The following is a 16,075-nucleotide window of genomic DNA, read 5'->3' as shown; positions in this document are numbered from 1 at the left end:
TCGTCAGGCGGCTTGGGCGCACAGCGCCTCGCCGAACAGCAGGTGGTTGCGCATGGCGGAGATGTCGGTGCGTTTCTGGATCAGGTCGAAGTACCAGGGGCCGTCCTGCACGTCGCCGTACAGCACCGCGCCGGCGACGCGGTTGCCGTTCAGGACCAGACGCTTGTAGATGCCGCGGCGCGGGTCGCGCAGCACCAGGTCTTCGCTGTCCTCGCCGCCGATGAAGTCGCCCACCGAATACAGGTCGACGCCGGTGACCTTCAGCTTGGTGGCCGTGGCCGCATGCACATAGCGGCGGTGGCCCTTCTGCGCGAGGTGCGCGCCGCAGACTTTGGCCTGGTCCCAGATCGGCGCCACCAGGCCGAAGGTGGCGCTGCGGTGCTGCACGCATTCGCCCACCGCGTAGATGCGCGGGTCGTAGGTTTGCAAGGTGTCGTCGACGACGATCGCGCGCTCGCAGTGCAGGCCGGCTTCTTGCGCCAGCGCGAAGTTCGGGCGCACGCCGGCTGCCATCACCACCAGGTCGGCCGGGATCTCGCTGCCGTCCTTGAAGCGCACGGCGCTCACGCGCTTCCTGCCGACGATCTCAGTGGTGTGCGCTTCGAGCAGGAAGCGCAGGCCCTTGCCTTCGAGCGCGGTCTTGAGCATCAGCGCGGCCGGCTTGTCGAGCTGCTGGTTCATCAGGCTGTCCATCATGTGCACCACCGTGACCTGCATGCCGCGCCGGAGCAGGCCGTTGGCCGCCTCGAGGCCGAGCAGGCCGCCGCCGATCACGACCGCGTTGCCGCCGGCGCGCGCCGCCGCCAGCATGGTGTCGACATCCTGGATGTCGCGAAAGCCGATCACGCCTTCGAGCTTGTGGCCGGGCACCGGGACGATGAACGGCGACGATCCGGTGGCCAGCAACAGGCGGTCGTACCAGACCTCGCGGCCGGACTTGGAACGCACCAGGCGCCTGCGCCGGTCGATGTGTACCACAGGGTCGCCGGCGTATAAAGTGATACAGTTTTCGGCATACCATTGCCTGGTATGTATCATGATGTCGTCCACATTCTTTTCCCCGGCCAGCAGCGGCGAGAGCAGGATGCGGTTGTAGTTCCCGTGCGGCTCGGCGCCGAACACGGTGATGTCGTACAGGTCTGGCGCGAGCTTGAGCAGCTCCTCGACCGTGCGCATGCCGGCCATGCCGTTGCCGATCACGACCAGCGACTGCCTGGCGGCCGGCGCGTTCATGCGCCGACCCACACCTTGCCGTCGGCGATGCGCGCCGGGAAGGTGCCTACCGAGTGCTGCGGCGCTTCCAGGCATTCGCCGGTCTGCAGGTCGAAGTGGTGCTTGTAGATCGGCGAGGCGACCACGATGCGCTCGCCCAGGTTGCCAATCAGGCCGCGCGCCAGCACCGATGCGCCGGAGTTGGCGTCGTAGTTCCCGATCGCGAACACGCGCTGGGCGCCGTCGTCGATGTGGAACACCGCCACCTGTTCGCCATTGAGCAGGGCGCACACGCCGGTGTTGGGCACGATCTCGTCGATCGCGCAGACGGGAATCCATTGTTCGAGTTTCAGGTCGCGGTGCATGGTGTTCTCCCTTGGGTCAGGCAGTGCGCGCGACGATCGGGATGATCTTGCGCTGGCGTTCTTCGATGGTGGCCGGACGGATCTGGCCGCGTTCGGACATGAACACGACGTTCTGGTCCGGCTCCGGGCTGTTGACGAAATGGCGGAAGCGCTTGCGCGTCTCCGGGTCCTCGACCGCGGCCTTCCACTCGCAGGTATAGGTGTCGACCACGCGCTGCAGGTCCGCTTCCAGTTCGGCGCCGATGCCCAGCTTGTCGTCGACGATCACCTGCTTGAGGTAATCGAGGCCGCCTTCGAGGTTGTCGCGCCAGACGCTGGTGCGCTGCAGGCGGTCGGCGGTGCGCACGTAGAACATCAAGAAGCGGTCGATGTAGCGCACCGCGGTGGCTTCATCGAGATCGGTGGCCAGCAGCTCGGCGTGGCGCGGCTTCATGCCGCCGTTGCCGCACACGTACAGGTTCCAGCCTTTTTCGGTGGCGATCAGGCCGACATCCTTGCCCTGCGCCTCGGCGCATTCGCGGGTGCAGCCGGACACCCCGAACTTGATCTTGTGCGGCGCGCGCAGGCCCTTGTAGCGGTTCTCCAGCGCGATGCCGAAGCCCATGCTGTCGCCCACGCCGAAGCGGCACCAGGTCGAGCCGACGCAGGACTTCACGGTGCGCAGCGACTTGCCGTAGGCGTGGCCGGACTCGAAACCGGCGGCGATCAGCTCTTCCCAGATCAGCGGCAGCTGGTCCACGCGGGCGCCGAACAGGTCGACCCGCGCGCCGCCGGTGATCTTGGTGTACAGGCCGAACTTCTTGGCGACCTGGCCGACCGCGATCAGGCCGTCGGCGGTCACTTCACCGCCCGGCATGCGCGGCACCACCGAGTAGGTGCCGTCCTTCTGGATGTTGCCGAGGTAGTAGTCGTTGGTGTCCTGCACCGCCGCGTGCACCGGCGTGAGCACGAATTCGGCCCAGGTCGAGGCGAGGATGCTGGCGGCGGCCGGCTTGCAGATGTCGCAGCCCAGGCCCTTGCCATGCTGCGCCAGCAGTTCGGGGAAGGTCTTGATGCCGCCGACGCGAACGAGGTGCAGGAGCTCCTGGCGCGTGTAGGCGAAGTGTTCGCACAGGTGGTTGTTGACGGCCATGCCCTGCTTTTTCATTTCTGCCTTCATCACCTGCGTCACCAGCGGCACGCAGCCGCCGCAGCTGGCGCCGGCCGAGGTGCAGCTTTTCAGCGCGCCGACCGTCACCGCGCCATCGCGCACCGCGGCGCAGATGGCGCCTTTCGAGACGTCGTTGCAGGAGCAGATCTGGGCCGCCTCGGGCAGGGCGTCGACGCCGAGCATGGGGCGTGCGGCGCCGTCAGCCTGCGGCAGGATCAGGAACTCCGGCGACTCGGGCAGCGCGATTTTGTTGAGCATCATCTGCAGCAGGGTGCCGTATTCGGCGGCGTCGCCGACCAGCACACCGCCCAGCAGGTAGGTGCCGCAGCTGGAGACGACGATCTTCTTGTAGACCTGCTTGCGCTCGTCGGTGAACTGATACGAACGTGCACCTTCAGCGGTGGCGTGCGGATCGCCGATGCTGGCCACGTCCACGCCCATCAGTTTGAGCTTGGTGCTCATGTCGGCGCCGGTGAACTCGGCCTGGGTGCCGAGCAGGTGGCGGGCGCACGTGCGCGCCATGTCGTAGCCCGGCGCGACCAGGCCGTAGACGTTGCCGTTCCAGGCGGCGCATTCGCCGATCGCGTACACGTCGGGATCGGAAGTGCGGCAGCTGTTGTCGATGACAATGCCGCCGCGTGCGCCGATCGCCAGGCCGCTCGCGCGTGCCAGTTCGTCGCGCGGACGGATACCGGCCGAGAACACGATCATGTCGGCGTCGAGATGGCTGCCGTCGGCAAAGCGCATGCGGTGCGTACCTTCTTCGCCATCGACGATTTCCAGCGTGTTTTTCTGCGTGTGGACGGTCACGCCCAGGTCTTCGATCTTCTTGCGCAGCACGCGCGCGCCGCCGTCGTCCACCTGCACGGCCATCAGGCGCGGCGCGAATTCGACCACGTGGGTGGCCAGGTTCATATCGCGCAGCGCCTTGGCGCATTCGAGGCCGAGCAGACCGCCGCCGATCACCACGCCGGTCTTCGAACGCTTGCCGCATTCGAGCATCGCCTCCAAGTCTTCGATGGTGCGGTAGACGAAGCAGTCCTTGCGGTCCTTGCCGGACAGCGGCGGCACGAAGGGATACGAGCCGGTGGCGAACACCAGCTTGTCGTAGTTCAGCACTTCTCCGCTGGCGACGGTGACCGTTTTCGCGGCCCGGTCGACGCTTGCCGCGCGCGCGTTCAGCTTGAGCAGCACGTTGCCGTCGTCGAAGAAGCCCGGCGCGACCAATGACAACTCGTCGGCCGATTTCCCGGCGAAGAACTCGGACAGGTGCACGCGGTCGTAGGCGGGGCGCGGCTCTTCGCACAGGACCGTCACCTCCAGTTGCGGCGCGTCGCCCGCGGCCAGCGTTTCGAGGAATTTGTGGCCCACCATGCCGTGGCCGATGACGACGATTTTCATGTGCGGTTCTCCTTATGCGGCCGCGGCGGCCGGTGCGGCGTCGGCGGCGGTGTCGATCGTGAAGCGGGCGGCGATGGCGCACATGGCCGAGATGATCACCAGCGCGCTGAGGATGGCCAGGGTCTGCTGGATGTTGCCGGTGCCTTTCATCAGGAAGCCGGCCGCCACCGCTCCGACGTTGCCGCCGGCGCCGATGATGCCGGCCACGCCGCCCAGCGCCTTGCCGTCGACGAAGGGCACCAGCGCGTAGGTGGCGCCGCAGGCCATGTGGGTGAACAGGCCGAACACCAGCATCGCGATGACGGCGTATGTGACGCTGCCGGCGTTGGCGAACCACAGCAGGCCGAGGCCTTCGCCGATCATCATCACGAACAGCACGGTGACGCGGCTATTCAGGTTGCCGTTCGCGGCGCGCTTGTCGGACAGCCAGCCGCCCAGGGCGCGGGCGAACAGGGCGAGCAGACCGAAGCTGCCGGCGGCAAGGCCCGCGGATTTCAACGACAGCCCGAAATGGTCGACGTAATACACGGCGGCGATGTTGTGGATGAAGATCTCGATGCCGAAGCAGGCGCCGTAGGTGACGAACAGCAGCCACACGCGGTAGTTGGCGCTGGCGGCCTTGAAGCTGGACCAGCCGCCTTTCTTGCCGCCGTCGATGGCGACGCCGGCCTTGCGCAGGTCCGCGTAATTCCCTTGCGGGCAGTCCTGGGTGTAGCGGTAGTAGACGCCGGCCATCACCAGCATCAGCACGCCCGGAACCAGCAGGGCGGCGCGCCAGCCGAGTGTTTCGGAGACGCCCAGCATGATCATTGCGGCCATCAAGAGCGGCATGATGGCCTGCGCGGCGCCCCCGCCGGCGTTGCCCCAGCCGGCTGCCGCGGCGTTGGCGGTGCCGACCACGTTGGGCGCGAACATCACCGAGGTGTGGTACTGGGTGATGACGAAGGACGCGCCCACCGCGCCGATGCCGAGGCGGAAAATCAGGAAGCTCTCGTAGCTCTGCGCCATGGCGACGCCCAGCACGGGAATGGCGCCCAGCAGCAGCAGGCCGGTGTAGGTCTTGCGCGGGCCGAAGCGGTCGCACATCGGGCCAATGATCAGGCGCACGAGGATGGTGATGGCGACGGCGGCGATGTTGATGTTCGCGATCTGCGCGACGGACAGGCCGAATTCGCCTTTGATGACAGGCATCAGCGGGGCGCAGGCGAACCAGGCGAAGAAGCAGACGAAGAACGCCATCCAGGTCAGGTGGAAGGCGCGCATCGGCGCGCTGGAGAAGGAGAACAGTTCGATCTTGCTTGCTTTGGTGGCCATGTCGAATCCCTTAAAAACAAAATGGCGTCCGCGCAAGCCCGATCGGTTGACCAGGTTGGGCGGACGCCGTTGTCCGTGATATGTCCGTCGTTGGACCAGCCTTGCTGTTGATGCCTTTGGATCGCCGTTGACCCTTGCTTGGGTATGAGCAGGAAGCGTGCCAGTGGGCTTAGCCCGTGAGGATGGTGGAATTGCGCGGGTTTTGCATCATGGCGGGGCGGGCATGCACGAAAATGATGCGGTGCAGCGAAATAAGGTTGATGCGAGGAAAATGGGGACTAGGCGTCCCCGTCGCTCCGCAGGACCAGACCCCGATGCGTTCGGATTTCGGGGTCTGGTCCTGCGCGACCTGACCCCATCTTTGATTAGCCGAGCAGGTCCTCGACGTCGAGAATCCGCTGGGCAATATCGGCCAGCTTCATCTTCTTGTTCATCGCCATGCTGCGCAGTTTCTGGTAGGCCTGGTCTTCGCTCAGGCGCTGGCTGGCCATCAGCACGCCCTTGGCGCGCTCGATCACCTTGCGTTCGGCCAACTTGTGGCGCGTGTCGGCCAGTTCGTCCAGCAGCTTCTGCTCCTGGCGGAAGCGCGCCATCGCGACGTGCAGCACCGGCTGCACCCGCTCGGCCTGCAGTCCCGCCACGATGTACGCCGACACGCCGGCCGCCATCGCCGCTTCCATGCTGGCCGGCGCCGCGTCCTCGGTAAACATGACGATCGGGCGCCGCTCGTCGCGGCTGGCGATGACGATGTGCTCGAGCACGTCGCGCGCATCGGACTCGGCGTCGATGATGATCAGGTCGGGTTGCAGCTGGGCGATGCGCTCGGGCAGGTACATGTCGGCCGGCAGCGCGGCGACCAGGTCGTAGCCGGCTTCGAGCAGGCCGATGCGCAGGGCGGCCGAGCGCCGCAGCTGCGCGGCCAGCGCGGCGTCATCGGCCTCGCCCGGGTGGGCGACGCTGGTGGCGACGACGATGCGAAGAGGTGGGTTCATGCCTCTTGGGCGTGCAAGTTTCGTGCCGGACTTGGAAAGAGGGATAGGGAGGCGGGCAGAAGCGACGTCTACTCACGCGCAGTCGCGGCAGAGCTCTCAGGCCGGCGCGTTGCCAGCCAGCACAGGATTGCGCCGCCGCACACCATGGCCGCGCCCTGCCAAAACTTCAGTGACAGCGGCGTTCGCAACAGCAGCACCGAGAGCAGGGCGGAGAACACGGGTATGAAGTATGAAAATCCTGCCAGCACAGTGACGTTGCCGTGCAAGATACCGACGTTCCAGGCTGCATAGCCGAAGCCCATCGCCGCCGCGGCCAGAATCAGATAGACGAGCGCGTGGAAGTTGAACTCCATCGCGCCTCCACCGCCGGCCAGGTATTTCACCCACAGCGCCAGCGCGGTCAGAATGAAAAACAGCGTTATGCCGTTCCTGCCTTCCGCGATGCGCGCCGTCACGGTGCAATAGGCCGCCCAGATCAGCGCGCCGGCGAAGGCCAGTCCGTAGCTCAAGGGGTTGTCGCGGACGTTCTCCAGCATGCCCGCCACATCAACGCCGCGCTCGCCTGCCAACACCCAGCAAATGCCGACGAGGGACAGGACAAACCCCGGTACGATCAGCACATTGGACTTTTGCCGGTTGAACAGGATGGCTGCGACGATGGTGAAAGTGGGCCACAGGTAATTGACCATGCCTACTTCGATTGCCTGGCGGGCGTTGTGCGCGTAGCCAATCGACAAGGACAGGCACAGCTCGTAAGTCACGAAGAGGACACTGCCCCAGACCAGATAGCGCCTGGAAAAATCGCGCAGCCTGCCCAGGCCCACGGACAGCACCAGGAACACTGAAGCCAGGCTGTACATCATGGCTGCGCCGCCCGTGGCGCCGAGGTATTCGCTCACGCTACGGATCAGGCCGATAATCGCGCTCCACAAGAAGATGGCTACTAGTCCAACCAGGGTCGCCTTGTTTGGGTTGTTCATTGTTCCGAAATCATTGGGGGGAGGGGCCATTGTAATCGGGCGGTTGCGTACAGCCCGCCGAACACGGCCGTCCGCCCTGTCGAGAACGCGGTCCGGACAGTTCCCATTGGCAGAAGCTTTGGCATCAGATTACGAAAAATTGCGCTGTGTGGCATTCTGTTCCCATGTATAACTCGCTGAGAAGGCAACCATGACCACGACCGCTTTATTTCATCTGGCGTTTCCGGTGAACGACCTGGAAGCGGCGCGCCGTTTCTATGGCGGCTTGATCGGGTGTGCGGAAGGCCGCAGTTCGGCCAACTGGATCGATTTCAATTTTTACGGACACCAGCTGGTGGCGCACCTGGCGCCGGAAGAATGCGGGCATGTCGCGACCAGCACCGTCGACGGGCATCAGGTGCCGGCGCGCCACTTCGGCGCAATCATCCCGCGGGGAGAATGGGAAGCGCTGGCTAACCGGCTGCGCGCCGCCGGCATCCAATTCGTCATCGAACCCTATATTCGGTTCAAGGGCGAGCCCGGCGAACAAGCGACGATGTTCTTCCTCGACCCTTCGGGCAACGCGCTGGAATTCAAGTCCTTCGCCGACCTGGGCCAGGTATTTGCCAAATAACTTCAAGGAGCGTCCATGTCCGAATTCGTCATCACGCCGCCGGCGACGCCGTCGGTAGCCGTTGCAGGCAGCAACGCGCGCTTTCCTGTGCGACGGGTATTCTGCGTCGGCCGTAACTACGCTGCGCATGCGCGCGAAATGGGCAAGGATCCCGATCGGGAACCGCCGTTCTTCTTCATGAAGCCGGCCGACGCCGTTGTCGCCGCGGAAGGCGTCATTCCCTATCCCCCGGCCACGAATGAGCTCCACCACGAAGTCGAAATGGTCGTCGCGCTCGGTGGCGGCGGGGCCGGCGTCGCGGTGGAAGACGCGCTGGCGCTGGTATGGGGCTATGGCGTCGGCGTGGACCTGACGCGGCGCGACATGCAGGCGGTGGCCAAGGAAATGAGCCGTCCCTGGGATCTCGCCAAGGGATTCGACGCGTCGGCGCCGTGCAGCGCGCTGCGCCCGGTCGGAGAGATCGGTCATCCGGCCGACGCGCGCATCTCGCTGGAAGTCAATGGAGTCGTCAAGCAGAGCGGGACGCTGAAGGAGATGATATGGTCGGTCGCGGAGGTGATCAGCCATCTCTCGCGCTTCGTTACCCTGGCCCCTGGCGACCTGATCTTTTCGGGCACGCCCGCAGGTGTTGGCAGCCTGCAGCCGGGAGACCGCGTGCGTGGCGTGGTGGATGGTGTCGCGGAGTTCGATTTCGAAGTGGGTGCCGCGGCGCAGGAAGCGTAACCTAGCTCAGCGGCGCCGACAAACCCGGGGACTGGGCGTCCCCGTCGCGTCGCTAAACCCCTGCTACACCCCCCAACGCGGTCAGCCCAGGCCGGCGAGGCGGGCGTTGCGCTCGCGTTCGAGCTTGGTGATGTAGCGCTGCACCATTGCCAAATTGGCGCGCGAAATGTTGACGAAGGAACAGCCGAGGCGGCGATTGGTCTTGTTGTTCAAAAGCGTCAGATCGACCGAGTTGCGCACCTGCAGCGTGGTGGTGACGGTGCCGATCTCGGGCAGGTCGACGCGGACGTTCTCGTAGTTGGCGCCGATGGTATTGCCCAGCACCAGTTTGTTGTCCAGGATAGCAATGCCGCCGCAGCTGATGTCCGACAAGGGAAAAATCGCCGTGCCGCCACCCATTTCCTCGGGCATCGGGACCACCGCGCGCACCGGGTTGCTGACCGGCGTGGCCATGCGGTAGAACTCGCGCCGCTGCAGGCGGATCATGGTCGAGGGCAGCGCCATCTTCAGCGCCGCGCCGTTCTGGAAGCTGGTCTCCGAAATGTCGTCGCTGGCGAACAGGATGCGAATCTTGTCGAGCGAGGTTTCGAAGGAGACCCGCTGGGCGCGCACGATGCGCTCGTTCTGCTCGCGGTTGATGGAGCGGTCGAGGATGACCGAATCGGTGTCCGGATCGACGTCGAGGATCGAGGTGACGCACACGTCCGAGTCGCCCTGGATCAGCATGCGGATCAGCTGGTTCTTGTCGCGGATATTGCGCAGCAGCGCGATGATTTCCCGGCGCGAGCCGATTTCAAAATCGTGCCAGTTTTCCAAAGCCAAATCGTTAGGTGCTTGCATCTGTCCTGGCCAAATTTTCTGATGATTCGATGAGTCGGCGTGCGTCCGGTGGCGGCGGCGCGGGATCGCCATTTACTTGCGCGGATTCAACATGATATAGCCACGCCAGCAGTTCCGCAATCGCCCGATAGAGGGCCGGCGGAATCTGCCGGTCGAGGTCGATGTCCATCAGCAGCGCCACCAGTTCCTTCGATTCGTGGACGAACACGCCGGCCTCGCGGGCGCGATCGATAATCTGCGCGGCGACCATGCCGTTGCCCTTGGCCACCACCTTGGGGGCGCCGTCGCCTTCCTGGTAGGCCAGCGCGACCGCGCTCTGCTTGCGGTTGGCGGCGTCAGTCACGGGCGGCGCGGATGTTGAGCGACGACAGCGGCGAGCCGGCCGCGTCGAGCGCATTGGCCAGCTTCCCGGCATGCGCCTGCAGCAGGCGCTCGATGTCGGCAGTGCCGGCCTGGACCTGGACGTGCAGTTCGCCGCCGGCCATGACCACGCTGGCGCCGATCTCGCCGAGCAGCGGAAAGCGGAAGCGCACCGTGCTGCGCCAGGCCGGTTCGGGATCGGCGCCGCCGGGACGCCGCTCGGGCGCGTCGCGGCTCACTTCCCACTGCAGCGGCTGGCCCGGCCACAGTTCGCCATGCCAGGCCACGCGCTGCTGTTCGTGGCTGGCCAGCTGCAGGTTGATGAACTGGGCGGTGGCGGGATCGGTGAGGGCGGCGCCCGGCTTGGCGGCGCCGCCATCGAGAACTTTCTGCATCTGCGGTTCGCGCGCCAGGTCGGCCAGCGGACGCGCGCCCTCGGACCATTCGCGCAGGTGCGATTCGTAGAACAGGCCGCTGCTGTCGATGGCGTGCTTCAGTGCGCCGGCCAGCTTCGCCGCTTCGGGGGCGGGCCGGTCCAGCAGCGGCGCCGGCGCAATGACCGCGGTGGGCGGATTGGGCGCCTTGAGCGCGGTGGCCAGCACGCCGGTGATGACTTTCGCGGCCTCGCTCAGCGTGGCATGCGGTGTGTCGGATTCGAGCGTGGGCAGGTGTTCGGCCGGCAGCATGGCCGCATTGGCCACATTCGCGCGCAGGGCGGCCTGGGCCAACGCGCGCTGTGGCGCGGCGGCGTGGGCTCCGGCCGGCGCGCCCTCGGGCAGCGCGGTGGCCAGCGCTTCGGACAGCGTCGCGGCGGCCGATCCGCCGGGGAAGGCGCCGACCTGGAAGGTGGGACGGGGAGACAGCGCAACCAGGGTGAGCGGCACTTCGGCGCCGGGCTGGGCGCCGGGCGGCAGCATCATGCGCGCCGGGGTGCCGTTGACCCTGACGACGAAACTGCCATCGGTCAGCCGGCCGAGCACCTGGCCTTGCAGCGATTTGCCGACCAGGGTTTGCAGCGAGCGTTCGAACAGTTCCTGGCGCGGATCGGCCACGCCCTTGAGCGCGGCGATCGCGCGCGCGGGCGAGACCGGCGCGATGCTGGTGGCGTCAAGCCGGGGCAGCATGGCGCACGGGCACGTTAGATCGCGCCGTAGGCGTTGACCAGCCGGCCCTGCGAGCGAGTGTTGCTGATCAGCGAGGACAGCTGGGCCATCCAAGGCATCGTCAGGTCGCGGATCTTGCGGTCGTCATCGAGCATTTTCTGGATGATGCGCACCTTGCGGGCGCGGTTTTCACCGGTCAGCACCGGCGCCGCGTTCTCCTTGAGCGCCTGGACGTGGGCGGCGCAGCGGCTTTCGAGCACGGCGAGCTGGTCCCAGTCGCTGGCGCTGGCGGCCGCCACCATTTCGCCGGTCAGGCCGACCAGCGTTTCGTACACCGACAAAACTTGTTGACTAGTCATCATGCTCCACCTCATGCCTTGATCATGTTCGCGGCCCGCGGCGCCCCGGCGCCATAGCCGGCGAGCGCGGCCGATGGCGGCAGGGCCATGGCGGCCTGGGCGGGCGCGCCGGCGCCGGGGGCGATCTGGTCCCAGGCCTGCTTCAGTTCGCCCAGCAGGCGCTGGACTTCCTCGATCAGCTCGGGCTGGTTGTTCAGGTTGGCCGTCAGCAGGCGCCCGCCCATGTACTCGTACAGCGCGTCGAGGCTGACGGCGATGCCGCCGCCGGCCGACTTGTCGAGGCTGGCGCGCAGGCCTTCGTCGATGATCGTGATCGCCTTCGAAATGGCCTGGCCCTTGGCGGCGATATTGCCCGCCTTCATCTGCACCAGCGCGGTCGACAGCGCCACCAGCGCGCCGTCGAACAGCATGGCGATCAGCTTGTGCGGGCTGGCGGACAGCACGCCCGTTTCCACGCCCACTTTGGCGTAGGCATTGGCCCCGCTACGCTGCGATCCAAACATGTCGGTTTCCTTTATTTAATATCAGCCGGTCGATTTGGCCAGGCTGGCAAGCTGTTGCGTCAAGAAATTACTGGTGGTGGTCATGCTGGCCATCGCCTTGTCGAGCGCGCTGAACTGGGCGCGGTAGCGTTTTTCGACGTCGGCCAGTCGCGAGTTGATGACGGTGCGCTGCTTTTCCAGGTCGCGCACCGCGCTGTTGATGCTGTTGGTGTGCGACGGCAGCGTGCCGACGGGGCTCAGGATGCGCCCCAGCGTGACATCCATCTGGGCGCCGTAGCCTCGCTGGCCGTTGCTGGTGGCAAACAGTGCGGCGAAATTCTTGGTCGGATCGGCCAGCGCCTTGCCCAGTTTGATCGAGTCGATCGCGATCGAGCCGTCTTTCTGGGTGGTGATGCCGACGTCGGGCAGGCTGGCCGAACCGGCCGGCGCGCCGGGAATCGGGCTGCTCAGCAGCGAACGCAGCTGGGTCTGGATGGTGCGCACGGTGCTGTCGCCGTTGAGCACCGCGCCCTTGCCGGTGGCCATATCGTAGGCCGACAGGTCCGCCATCGACTTGGTGGCGTCGTTGTACGCCTTGACGAAGGTTTCGACCGCCGTCTTCACCACGGCGGTGTCGGGCGAGAGCGTCAGCTTGGTGGTCACGCCGGCGGCGGTGGTGTCGGTCAGGTTCAGGGTGACGCCTTCGATGGCGTCGGTGATCGTGTTGCTGGCCTTGCTGATGGGGACGGTGTCGACGACGATCTGGGCGTCCTTGGCCGATACCGTCTGGGCCATGTTGCTGATGCCGTCGGCGCCGCTGTAGTCGAGCGCGGCAAGCGCCGGGTCGGCGACGATGCGCATGGCGTTCTTCGCGCCGGTGGCGGTCGAACTCAGCGCCAGGTAGTTGCTGGTGCCGTCGTTGATGATGCTGGCGGTGACGCCCGAGTTCGACGCATTGATTGCGTCCTTGATGCCCGACAGCGTGTTGTGGGCGGCGTCGATCGTGATGGTCTTGGTGGTCCTGGCCGGATCGGCGGTGAAATGGCCGGCGCCGTCGTAGCTGCCGAAGTCGAGCGTGATGTTGCCGGTACCGACCACGTCGGCCGGGGTGGCGTAGCCGACGCTGGTTTTCAGCTTCTGCGAATCGGCCAGGCTCTTGACTTCGATGTTGTAGGTGGCGGCGGTGGCGCCGGGACCTGCCGTGACGTTCAGGACGGTCGGATTGGCCACGCTGGACTTGAGCGGCGCCAGCTGGGCAGGCGTGCTCAGCGCGCGCGCGGCCGTCTGCAGCGTCGCCAGCGCGCTCTTCATCGTGCCGAATGCGGTCAGCTTGGCCTGGAAAGCGGCTTCCTTGGTGTCGATCGCGTTCAGCGGTTGTTTCTCGACGGCCATCAGCTGGGTTACCAGGCTTTCGACCGGTAATCCTGAACCAATGCCACCAGAACTGATTGTTGCCATGAATTTTCTCCAACGAAGTAGCAATATACCGTGGGCGCTGTCGGGTCAAATCACGCTAAAGAGGGCGCTTTACCAGCCAATTCGGATTCGGTAACTGTTGTGATGCAAATATTTAGGCTTCTTGCCTGATCAGCATGCCTTGGGCGCGATCGAGCGCCTTGGCGATGTCCAGCGCCTCCTGGGTCGGCATCTGGCGCAGCACCTGCTTGGTTTCCTGGTCGACTACCTTGACGACGGTTCGGTTGCTGTCGGCATCGACGGTAAATTCGACGCCCTGATTGGACAGGTGCAGGGACTGGTTGATGTGGCTGACAGCCTTGGCCAGCGCGTCGGCTGCCGCGTCGGCCACCGCGGCTGGGGCGGCGGGCGTGACCGCGACGGCGGTGTCGGGGGCGATTGCGGCTTGGCGGGCGGCGGGCGCCTCGCGCTCGGGCGGCGCCGGGCTTGCCGTCTGCGCGGCGTTGGCGGGAATCGGGCGGATTTCCATGAATATCTCCCTGGAAGGCAAAAGAACCCGGCCGATTGCTACCGGCCGGGTCGCTTACTGCGTCATGCTGGGCGGGAAATTAACCGCGCAGCAGGGCCAGCACGCCGTTCGGCAGCGAGTTGGCCTGGGCCAGCATCGCGGTACCTGCTTGCTGGAGGATCTGGCCGCGGGTCAGGCTGGCCGTTTCCGAGGCGAAGTCGGCGTCCTGGATCCGGCTGCGCGAAGCGGACAGGTTCTCGGAAGTCGCTTGCAGGTTCGAGACCACGGCGCTGAAGCGGTTCTGGTACGCGCCCAGTGCAGCTTTCGACGAGTTGACCGAAGACAGGGCCGAGTCGATGGTCGAGATCGCAGCCAGTGCGCCCGAAGCGGTGGATACGTCGACCGAGCTGACCGTGTTGGTCGACTTGGCATCGGCGCCCTTGATGCCTTCAAAAGCGCCGAGGCCGGCGTTCTTGTCAGCGTTGCCACCCACGACGATACCGTTGACGTTCGAGCTGCTCAGCGTCACCGTGCCGTGGGTAGTGCCTACGTCGATACCAGTGATCTTTTTGGCATCGCCTGCAGTTACTTCGTCGATTTTGATGTCGCGGCCGTCCGCTGCGCTCAGGGTGATCATGCCGCTGACCGCGTCGGAAGTGGCAGTGACGCCGGTCTTGCCGCTGATCTTGTTGATTGCGGCAGCGGTATTGGCGCCCTGGGCGACATCCGTCGTCGCACCAGCCACGTCACCGAGTTCAACGCCGTTGATCGAAATTGCGCCGGCAGTGTATCCGGTTGTGGAGAACTTCGGGGCGGTACCGCCAATCGGGGTGCCCGCGGTGTCGGTCAGACCGGTATCGTCCGTCAGCGAAGCGTAACCAGCGGCCGCCGTGATGGTGATGCTCTTGCCGTTAGTCGAGGCAAGCGAAACCTTGCCAGCTTCGTCGACAGTTGCCGCTACACCAGTTTGCGAACTCACTTTGTTGATTGCTTCGACAACATTGGCGGCCTGGTTGACCGAAACGCTAGTGCCGCCGGCGGTGCCGTTGGCATAGTCGGCAACAGCGCCTTTGGCGATCGCTCCGATGTTAACACCATTGATCGAGAACGAATTTGCAGCAACAGCGGCTGCTTTAGTACCGTCCGGAGCAGCCGCCTTTGTAGGATCGGTGGCAATGGTCGTGGCGACGGTGGCATTGGCTTTCGCGGTGACGCCCGACTGGCCGGCCACCGCATTTATTGCCTGCGCGACTGCGTATGCGCTGCTGGCCGATTGGCCGGCCTGCGAACCGCTGGCCGTGGCGCCGACCTGGGTACCGTTCAGGGTCAGGTCGCCCGCTGCCAGCGCGCCTTGGGTCATGCCCGAGGTCAGCGACGACGAACCGGACAGACCGCTACCCAGCGAGGTGGTCTGCAGGTTGGCGATCTTGTCGATCTGGATGCGGTCGTTCGAGCCGGCGTTGGCGCCGACCTGGAAGCTTTGCGCGGTGAACGAGCCGTCCAGCAGGTTCAGGCCGTTGAAGCTGGTCGACTTGGCGACGCGGTCGATTTCGTCCTTGAGCTGGCCGACTTCCGACTGGATCGAAGCGCGGTCGGTATCCGAGTTCGAGCCGTTGGCCGACTGAACGGCCAGGTCACGCATACGCTGCAGCAGGTCGGTTGCCGAGTTCAGGCCGCCTTCAGCCGTCTGCGCCAGCGAGATGCCGTCATTGGCGTTACGTGCTGCCACGTTCATGCCGTTGATCTGCGAGGTCATGCGGCTTGCGATCGACATACCCGCTGCGTCGTCCTTGGCGCTGTTGATGCGCAGGCCGGTCGACAGACGCTGCAGCGACGTGGCCAGACCCGATTGGGACGTGGTCAGGTTGCGCTGTGCGTTGAGCGAGGAAATGTTGGTGTTGATCATCGATGCCATGGTATTTCTCCAAACTTGGTATTTCGGGGTGGGCAACCTGCCGCTGTTCACCTTGGTCTGCCACGCTGTTCCGTGACAATCAAACCGCAGTTGAATCAGGTAACGGAGCTACCTGCAAAAAGTTGATGGTAAAAAACTCGAATAAATCTGCGTTTTCACTCTCAAACTTTGGCCGTGCGGCGCGCTTAAACGACGCTGTTTGCGCGATCTTTAGGGCAAAAATAAATTTATTTTTTTCAGCGAAAATGGACGCCGCGCAGCAGGAACTTGCCGAACAGGCTAGACGAATCGACATGGAAATAAAAAAACCGCCCCTGGAGGCGGTTTCGAAGGCTTGCATGG

The 16,075-nt window shown here is 65.2% G+C and carries 17 protein-coding genes; 2 read left to right on the top strand and 15 right to left on the bottom strand.

The window, feature by feature from the left end:
* Nucleotides 1-3 precede the first annotated feature (3 nt).
* The 6 genes from Q4S45_RS14655 to yddG form a co-directional block, all read right to left on the bottom strand.
* Nucleotides 4-1,233 carry an NAD(P)/FAD-dependent oxidoreductase gene (locus Q4S45_RS14655; protein ID WP_305505417.1) on the bottom strand — a complete coding sequence of 410 codons (1,230 nt, stop codon included), beginning with the start codon at nt 1,231-1,233 and terminating at the stop codon, nt 4-6.
* Entirely contained in the window at nt 1,230-1,577 is a 348-nt protein-coding gene (nirD, locus tag Q4S45_RS14650) for a nitrite reductase small subunit NirD (protein ID WP_305505415.1), read from the bottom strand. Before nirD ends, Q4S45_RS14655 begins: the two co-directional genes overlap by 4 nt.
* Before the next feature lie 16 nt (nt 1,578-1,593).
* Complete coding sequence (gene nirB, locus Q4S45_RS14645; RefSeq protein WP_305505413.1) at nt 1,594-4,128, bottom strand: nitrite reductase large subunit NirB; 2,535 nt, start codon at nt 4,126-4,128, stop codon at nt 1,594-1,596.
* Between the two features lie 12 nt (nt 4,129-4,140).
* Nucleotides 4,141-5,442 (bottom strand): MFS transporter, encoded by a 1,302-nt coding sequence (locus Q4S45_RS14640; RefSeq protein ID WP_305505411.1) that lies wholly within the window; start codon nt 5,440-5,442, stop codon nt 4,141-4,143.
* Between the two features lie 365 nt (nt 5,443-5,807).
* A complete protein-coding gene (locus Q4S45_RS14635) occupies nt 5,808-6,434 on the bottom strand; it encodes an ANTAR domain-containing response regulator (RefSeq protein ID WP_305505409.1) in 627 nt (208 codons plus the stop codon).
* A gap of 68 nt (nt 6,435-6,502) precedes the next feature.
* The gene (gene yddG, locus Q4S45_RS14630) at nt 6,503-7,414 is read right to left on the bottom strand and encodes an aromatic amino acid DMT transporter YddG (protein ID WP_305505407.1); all 912 of its coding nucleotides are present in this window, start codon (nt 7,412-7,414) and stop codon (nt 6,503-6,505) included.
* Nucleotides 7,415-7,604: 190 nt separating this feature from the next.
* On the opposite strand from yddG, the gene Q4S45_RS14625 reads away from it, so the two are divergent.
* Nucleotides 7,605-8,027 carry a VOC family protein gene (locus Q4S45_RS14625; protein WP_305505405.1) on the top strand — a complete coding sequence of 141 codons (423 nt, stop codon included), beginning with the start codon at nt 7,605-7,607 and terminating at the stop codon, nt 8,025-8,027.
* 15 nt (nt 8,028-8,042) lie between these two features.
* Nucleotides 8,043-8,750 (top strand): fumarylacetoacetate hydrolase family protein, encoded by a 708-nt coding sequence (locus Q4S45_RS14620; protein ID WP_305505403.1) that lies wholly within the window; start codon nt 8,043-8,045, stop codon nt 8,748-8,750.
* 81 nt (nt 8,751-8,831) lie between these two features.
* Here the strand turns inward: Q4S45_RS14620 and Q4S45_RS14615 are convergent, their stop codons facing one another.
* The 9 genes from Q4S45_RS14615 to Q4S45_RS14575 all read right to left on the bottom strand — a co-directional run bounded on the left by Q4S45_RS14615 (nt 8,832) and on the right by Q4S45_RS14575 (nt 16,073).
* Nucleotides 8,832-9,590 carry a flagellar brake protein gene (locus Q4S45_RS14615; RefSeq protein WP_305505401.1) on the bottom strand — a complete coding sequence of 253 codons (759 nt, stop codon included), beginning with the start codon at nt 9,588-9,590 and terminating at the stop codon, nt 8,832-8,834.
* On the bottom strand, nt 9,577-9,933 hold the full coding sequence (locus tag Q4S45_RS14610; protein WP_305505399.1) for an EscU/YscU/HrcU family type III secretion system export apparatus switch protein: 357 nt from the start codon (nt 9,931-9,933) through the stop codon (nt 9,577-9,579). The genes Q4S45_RS14615 and Q4S45_RS14610 overlap by 14 nt, the downstream gene beginning before the upstream one ends.
* Nucleotides 9,926-11,074, bottom strand: coding sequence for a flagellar hook-length control protein FliK (locus tag Q4S45_RS14605; RefSeq protein ID WP_305505397.1), 1,149 nt, complete (start codon nt 11,072-11,074; stop codon nt 9,926-9,928). Before Q4S45_RS14605 ends, Q4S45_RS14610 begins: the two co-directional genes overlap by 8 nt.
* A 14-nt stretch (nt 11,075-11,088) precedes the next feature.
* Complete coding sequence (locus Q4S45_RS14600; protein WP_305505395.1) at nt 11,089-11,415, bottom strand: flagellar protein FliT; 327 nt, start codon at nt 11,413-11,415, stop codon at nt 11,089-11,091.
* A gap of 8 nt (nt 11,416-11,423) precedes the next feature.
* Nucleotides 11,424-11,915 (bottom strand): flagellar export chaperone FliS, encoded by a 492-nt coding sequence (gene fliS / locus Q4S45_RS14595; protein ID WP_305505393.1) that lies wholly within the window; start codon nt 11,913-11,915, stop codon nt 11,424-11,426.
* Nucleotides 11,916-11,936: 21 nt separating this feature from the next.
* Nucleotides 11,937-13,352, bottom strand: coding sequence for a flagellar filament capping protein FliD (fliD, locus tag Q4S45_RS14590; protein WP_305505391.1), 1,416 nt, complete (start codon nt 13,350-13,352; stop codon nt 11,937-11,939).
* A 112-nt stretch (nt 13,353-13,464) separates the two neighbouring features.
* Nucleotides 13,465-13,839 (bottom strand): flagellar protein FlaG, encoded by a 375-nt coding sequence (locus Q4S45_RS14585; RefSeq protein ID WP_305505389.1) that lies wholly within the window; start codon nt 13,837-13,839, stop codon nt 13,465-13,467.
* Nucleotides 13,840-13,918: 79 nt separating this feature from the next.
* Nucleotides 13,919-15,733, bottom strand: a complete 1,815-nt coding sequence (locus Q4S45_RS14580) for a flagellin (RefSeq protein WP_305505387.1) — start codon at nt 15,731-15,733, stop codon at nt 13,919-13,921.
* 79 nt (nt 15,734-15,812) lie between these two features.
* Complete coding sequence (locus Q4S45_RS14575; RefSeq protein WP_305505385.1) at nt 15,813-16,073, bottom strand: hypothetical protein; 261 nt, start codon at nt 16,071-16,073, stop codon at nt 15,813-15,815.
* Between the last annotated feature and the right edge of the window lie 2 nt (nt 16,074-16,075).

It is taken from the genome of Massilia sp. R2A-15 (assembly GCF_030704305.1).
Taxonomy (GTDB): domain Bacteria; phylum Pseudomonadota; class Gammaproteobacteria; order Burkholderiales; family Burkholderiaceae_D; genus JAFCUW01.
Note: the sequence above shows the minus strand (reverse complement) of the source record. Positions and strands in the feature narration are given on the sequence as shown.

What these genes read in the sequence shown, in the direction of transcription:
- Q4S45_RS14655 (WP_305505417.1), bottom strand. Translation starts at nt 1,233, where the DNA reads ATGAACGCGCCGGCCGCCAGGCAGTCGCTGGTCGTGATCGGCAACGGC.
- nirD (WP_305505415.1), bottom strand. Translation starts at nt 1,577, where the DNA reads ATGCACCGCGACCTGAAACTCGAACAATGGATTCCCGTCTGCGCGATC.
- nirB (WP_305505413.1), bottom strand. Translation starts at nt 4,128, where the DNA reads ATGAAAATCGTCGTCATCGGCCACGGCATGGTGGGCCACAAATTCCTC.
- Q4S45_RS14640 (WP_305505411.1), bottom strand. Translation starts at nt 5,442, where the DNA reads ATGGCCACCAAAGCAAGCAAGATCGAACTGTTCTCCTTCTCCAGCGCG.
- Q4S45_RS14635 (WP_305505409.1), bottom strand. Translation starts at nt 6,434, where the DNA reads ATGAACCCACCTCTTCGCATCGTCGTCGCCACCAGCGTCGCCCACCCG.
- yddG (WP_305505407.1), bottom strand. Translation starts at nt 7,414, where the DNA reads ATGAACAACCCAAACAAGGCGACCCTGGTTGGACTAGTAGCCATCTTC.
- Q4S45_RS14625 (WP_305505405.1), top strand. Translation starts at nt 7,605, where the DNA reads ATGACCACGACCGCTTTATTTCATCTGGCGTTTCCGGTGAACGACCTG.
- Q4S45_RS14620 (WP_305505403.1), top strand. Translation starts at nt 8,043, where the DNA reads ATGTCCGAATTCGTCATCACGCCGCCGGCGACGCCGTCGGTAGCCGTT.
- Q4S45_RS14615 (WP_305505401.1), bottom strand. Translation starts at nt 9,590, where the DNA reads ATGCAAGCACCTAACGATTTGGCTTTGGAAAACTGGCACGATTTTGAA.
- Q4S45_RS14605 (WP_305505397.1), bottom strand. Translation starts at nt 11,074, where the DNA reads ATGCTGCCCCGGCTTGACGCCACCAGCATCGCGCCGGTCTCGCCCGCG.
- Q4S45_RS14600 (WP_305505395.1), bottom strand. Translation starts at nt 11,415, where the DNA reads ATGATGACTAGTCAACAAGTTTTGTCGGTGTACGAAACGCTGGTCGGC.
- fliS (WP_305505393.1), bottom strand. Translation starts at nt 11,915, where the DNA reads ATGTTTGGATCGCAGCGTAGCGGGGCCAATGCCTACGCCAAAGTGGGC.
- fliD (WP_305505391.1), bottom strand. Translation starts at nt 13,352, where the DNA reads ATGGCAACAATCAGTTCTGGTGGCATTGGTTCAGGATTACCGGTCGAA.
- Q4S45_RS14585 (WP_305505389.1), bottom strand. Translation starts at nt 13,839, where the DNA reads ATGGAAATCCGCCCGATTCCCGCCAACGCCGCGCAGACGGCAAGCCCG.
- Q4S45_RS14580 (WP_305505387.1), bottom strand. Translation starts at nt 15,733, where the DNA reads ATGGCATCGATGATCAACACCAACATTTCCTCGCTCAACGCACAGCGC.
- Q4S45_RS14575 (WP_305505385.1), bottom strand. Translation starts at nt 16,073, where the DNA reads ATGCAAGCCTTCGAAACCGCCTCCAGGGGCGGTTTTTTTATTTCCATG.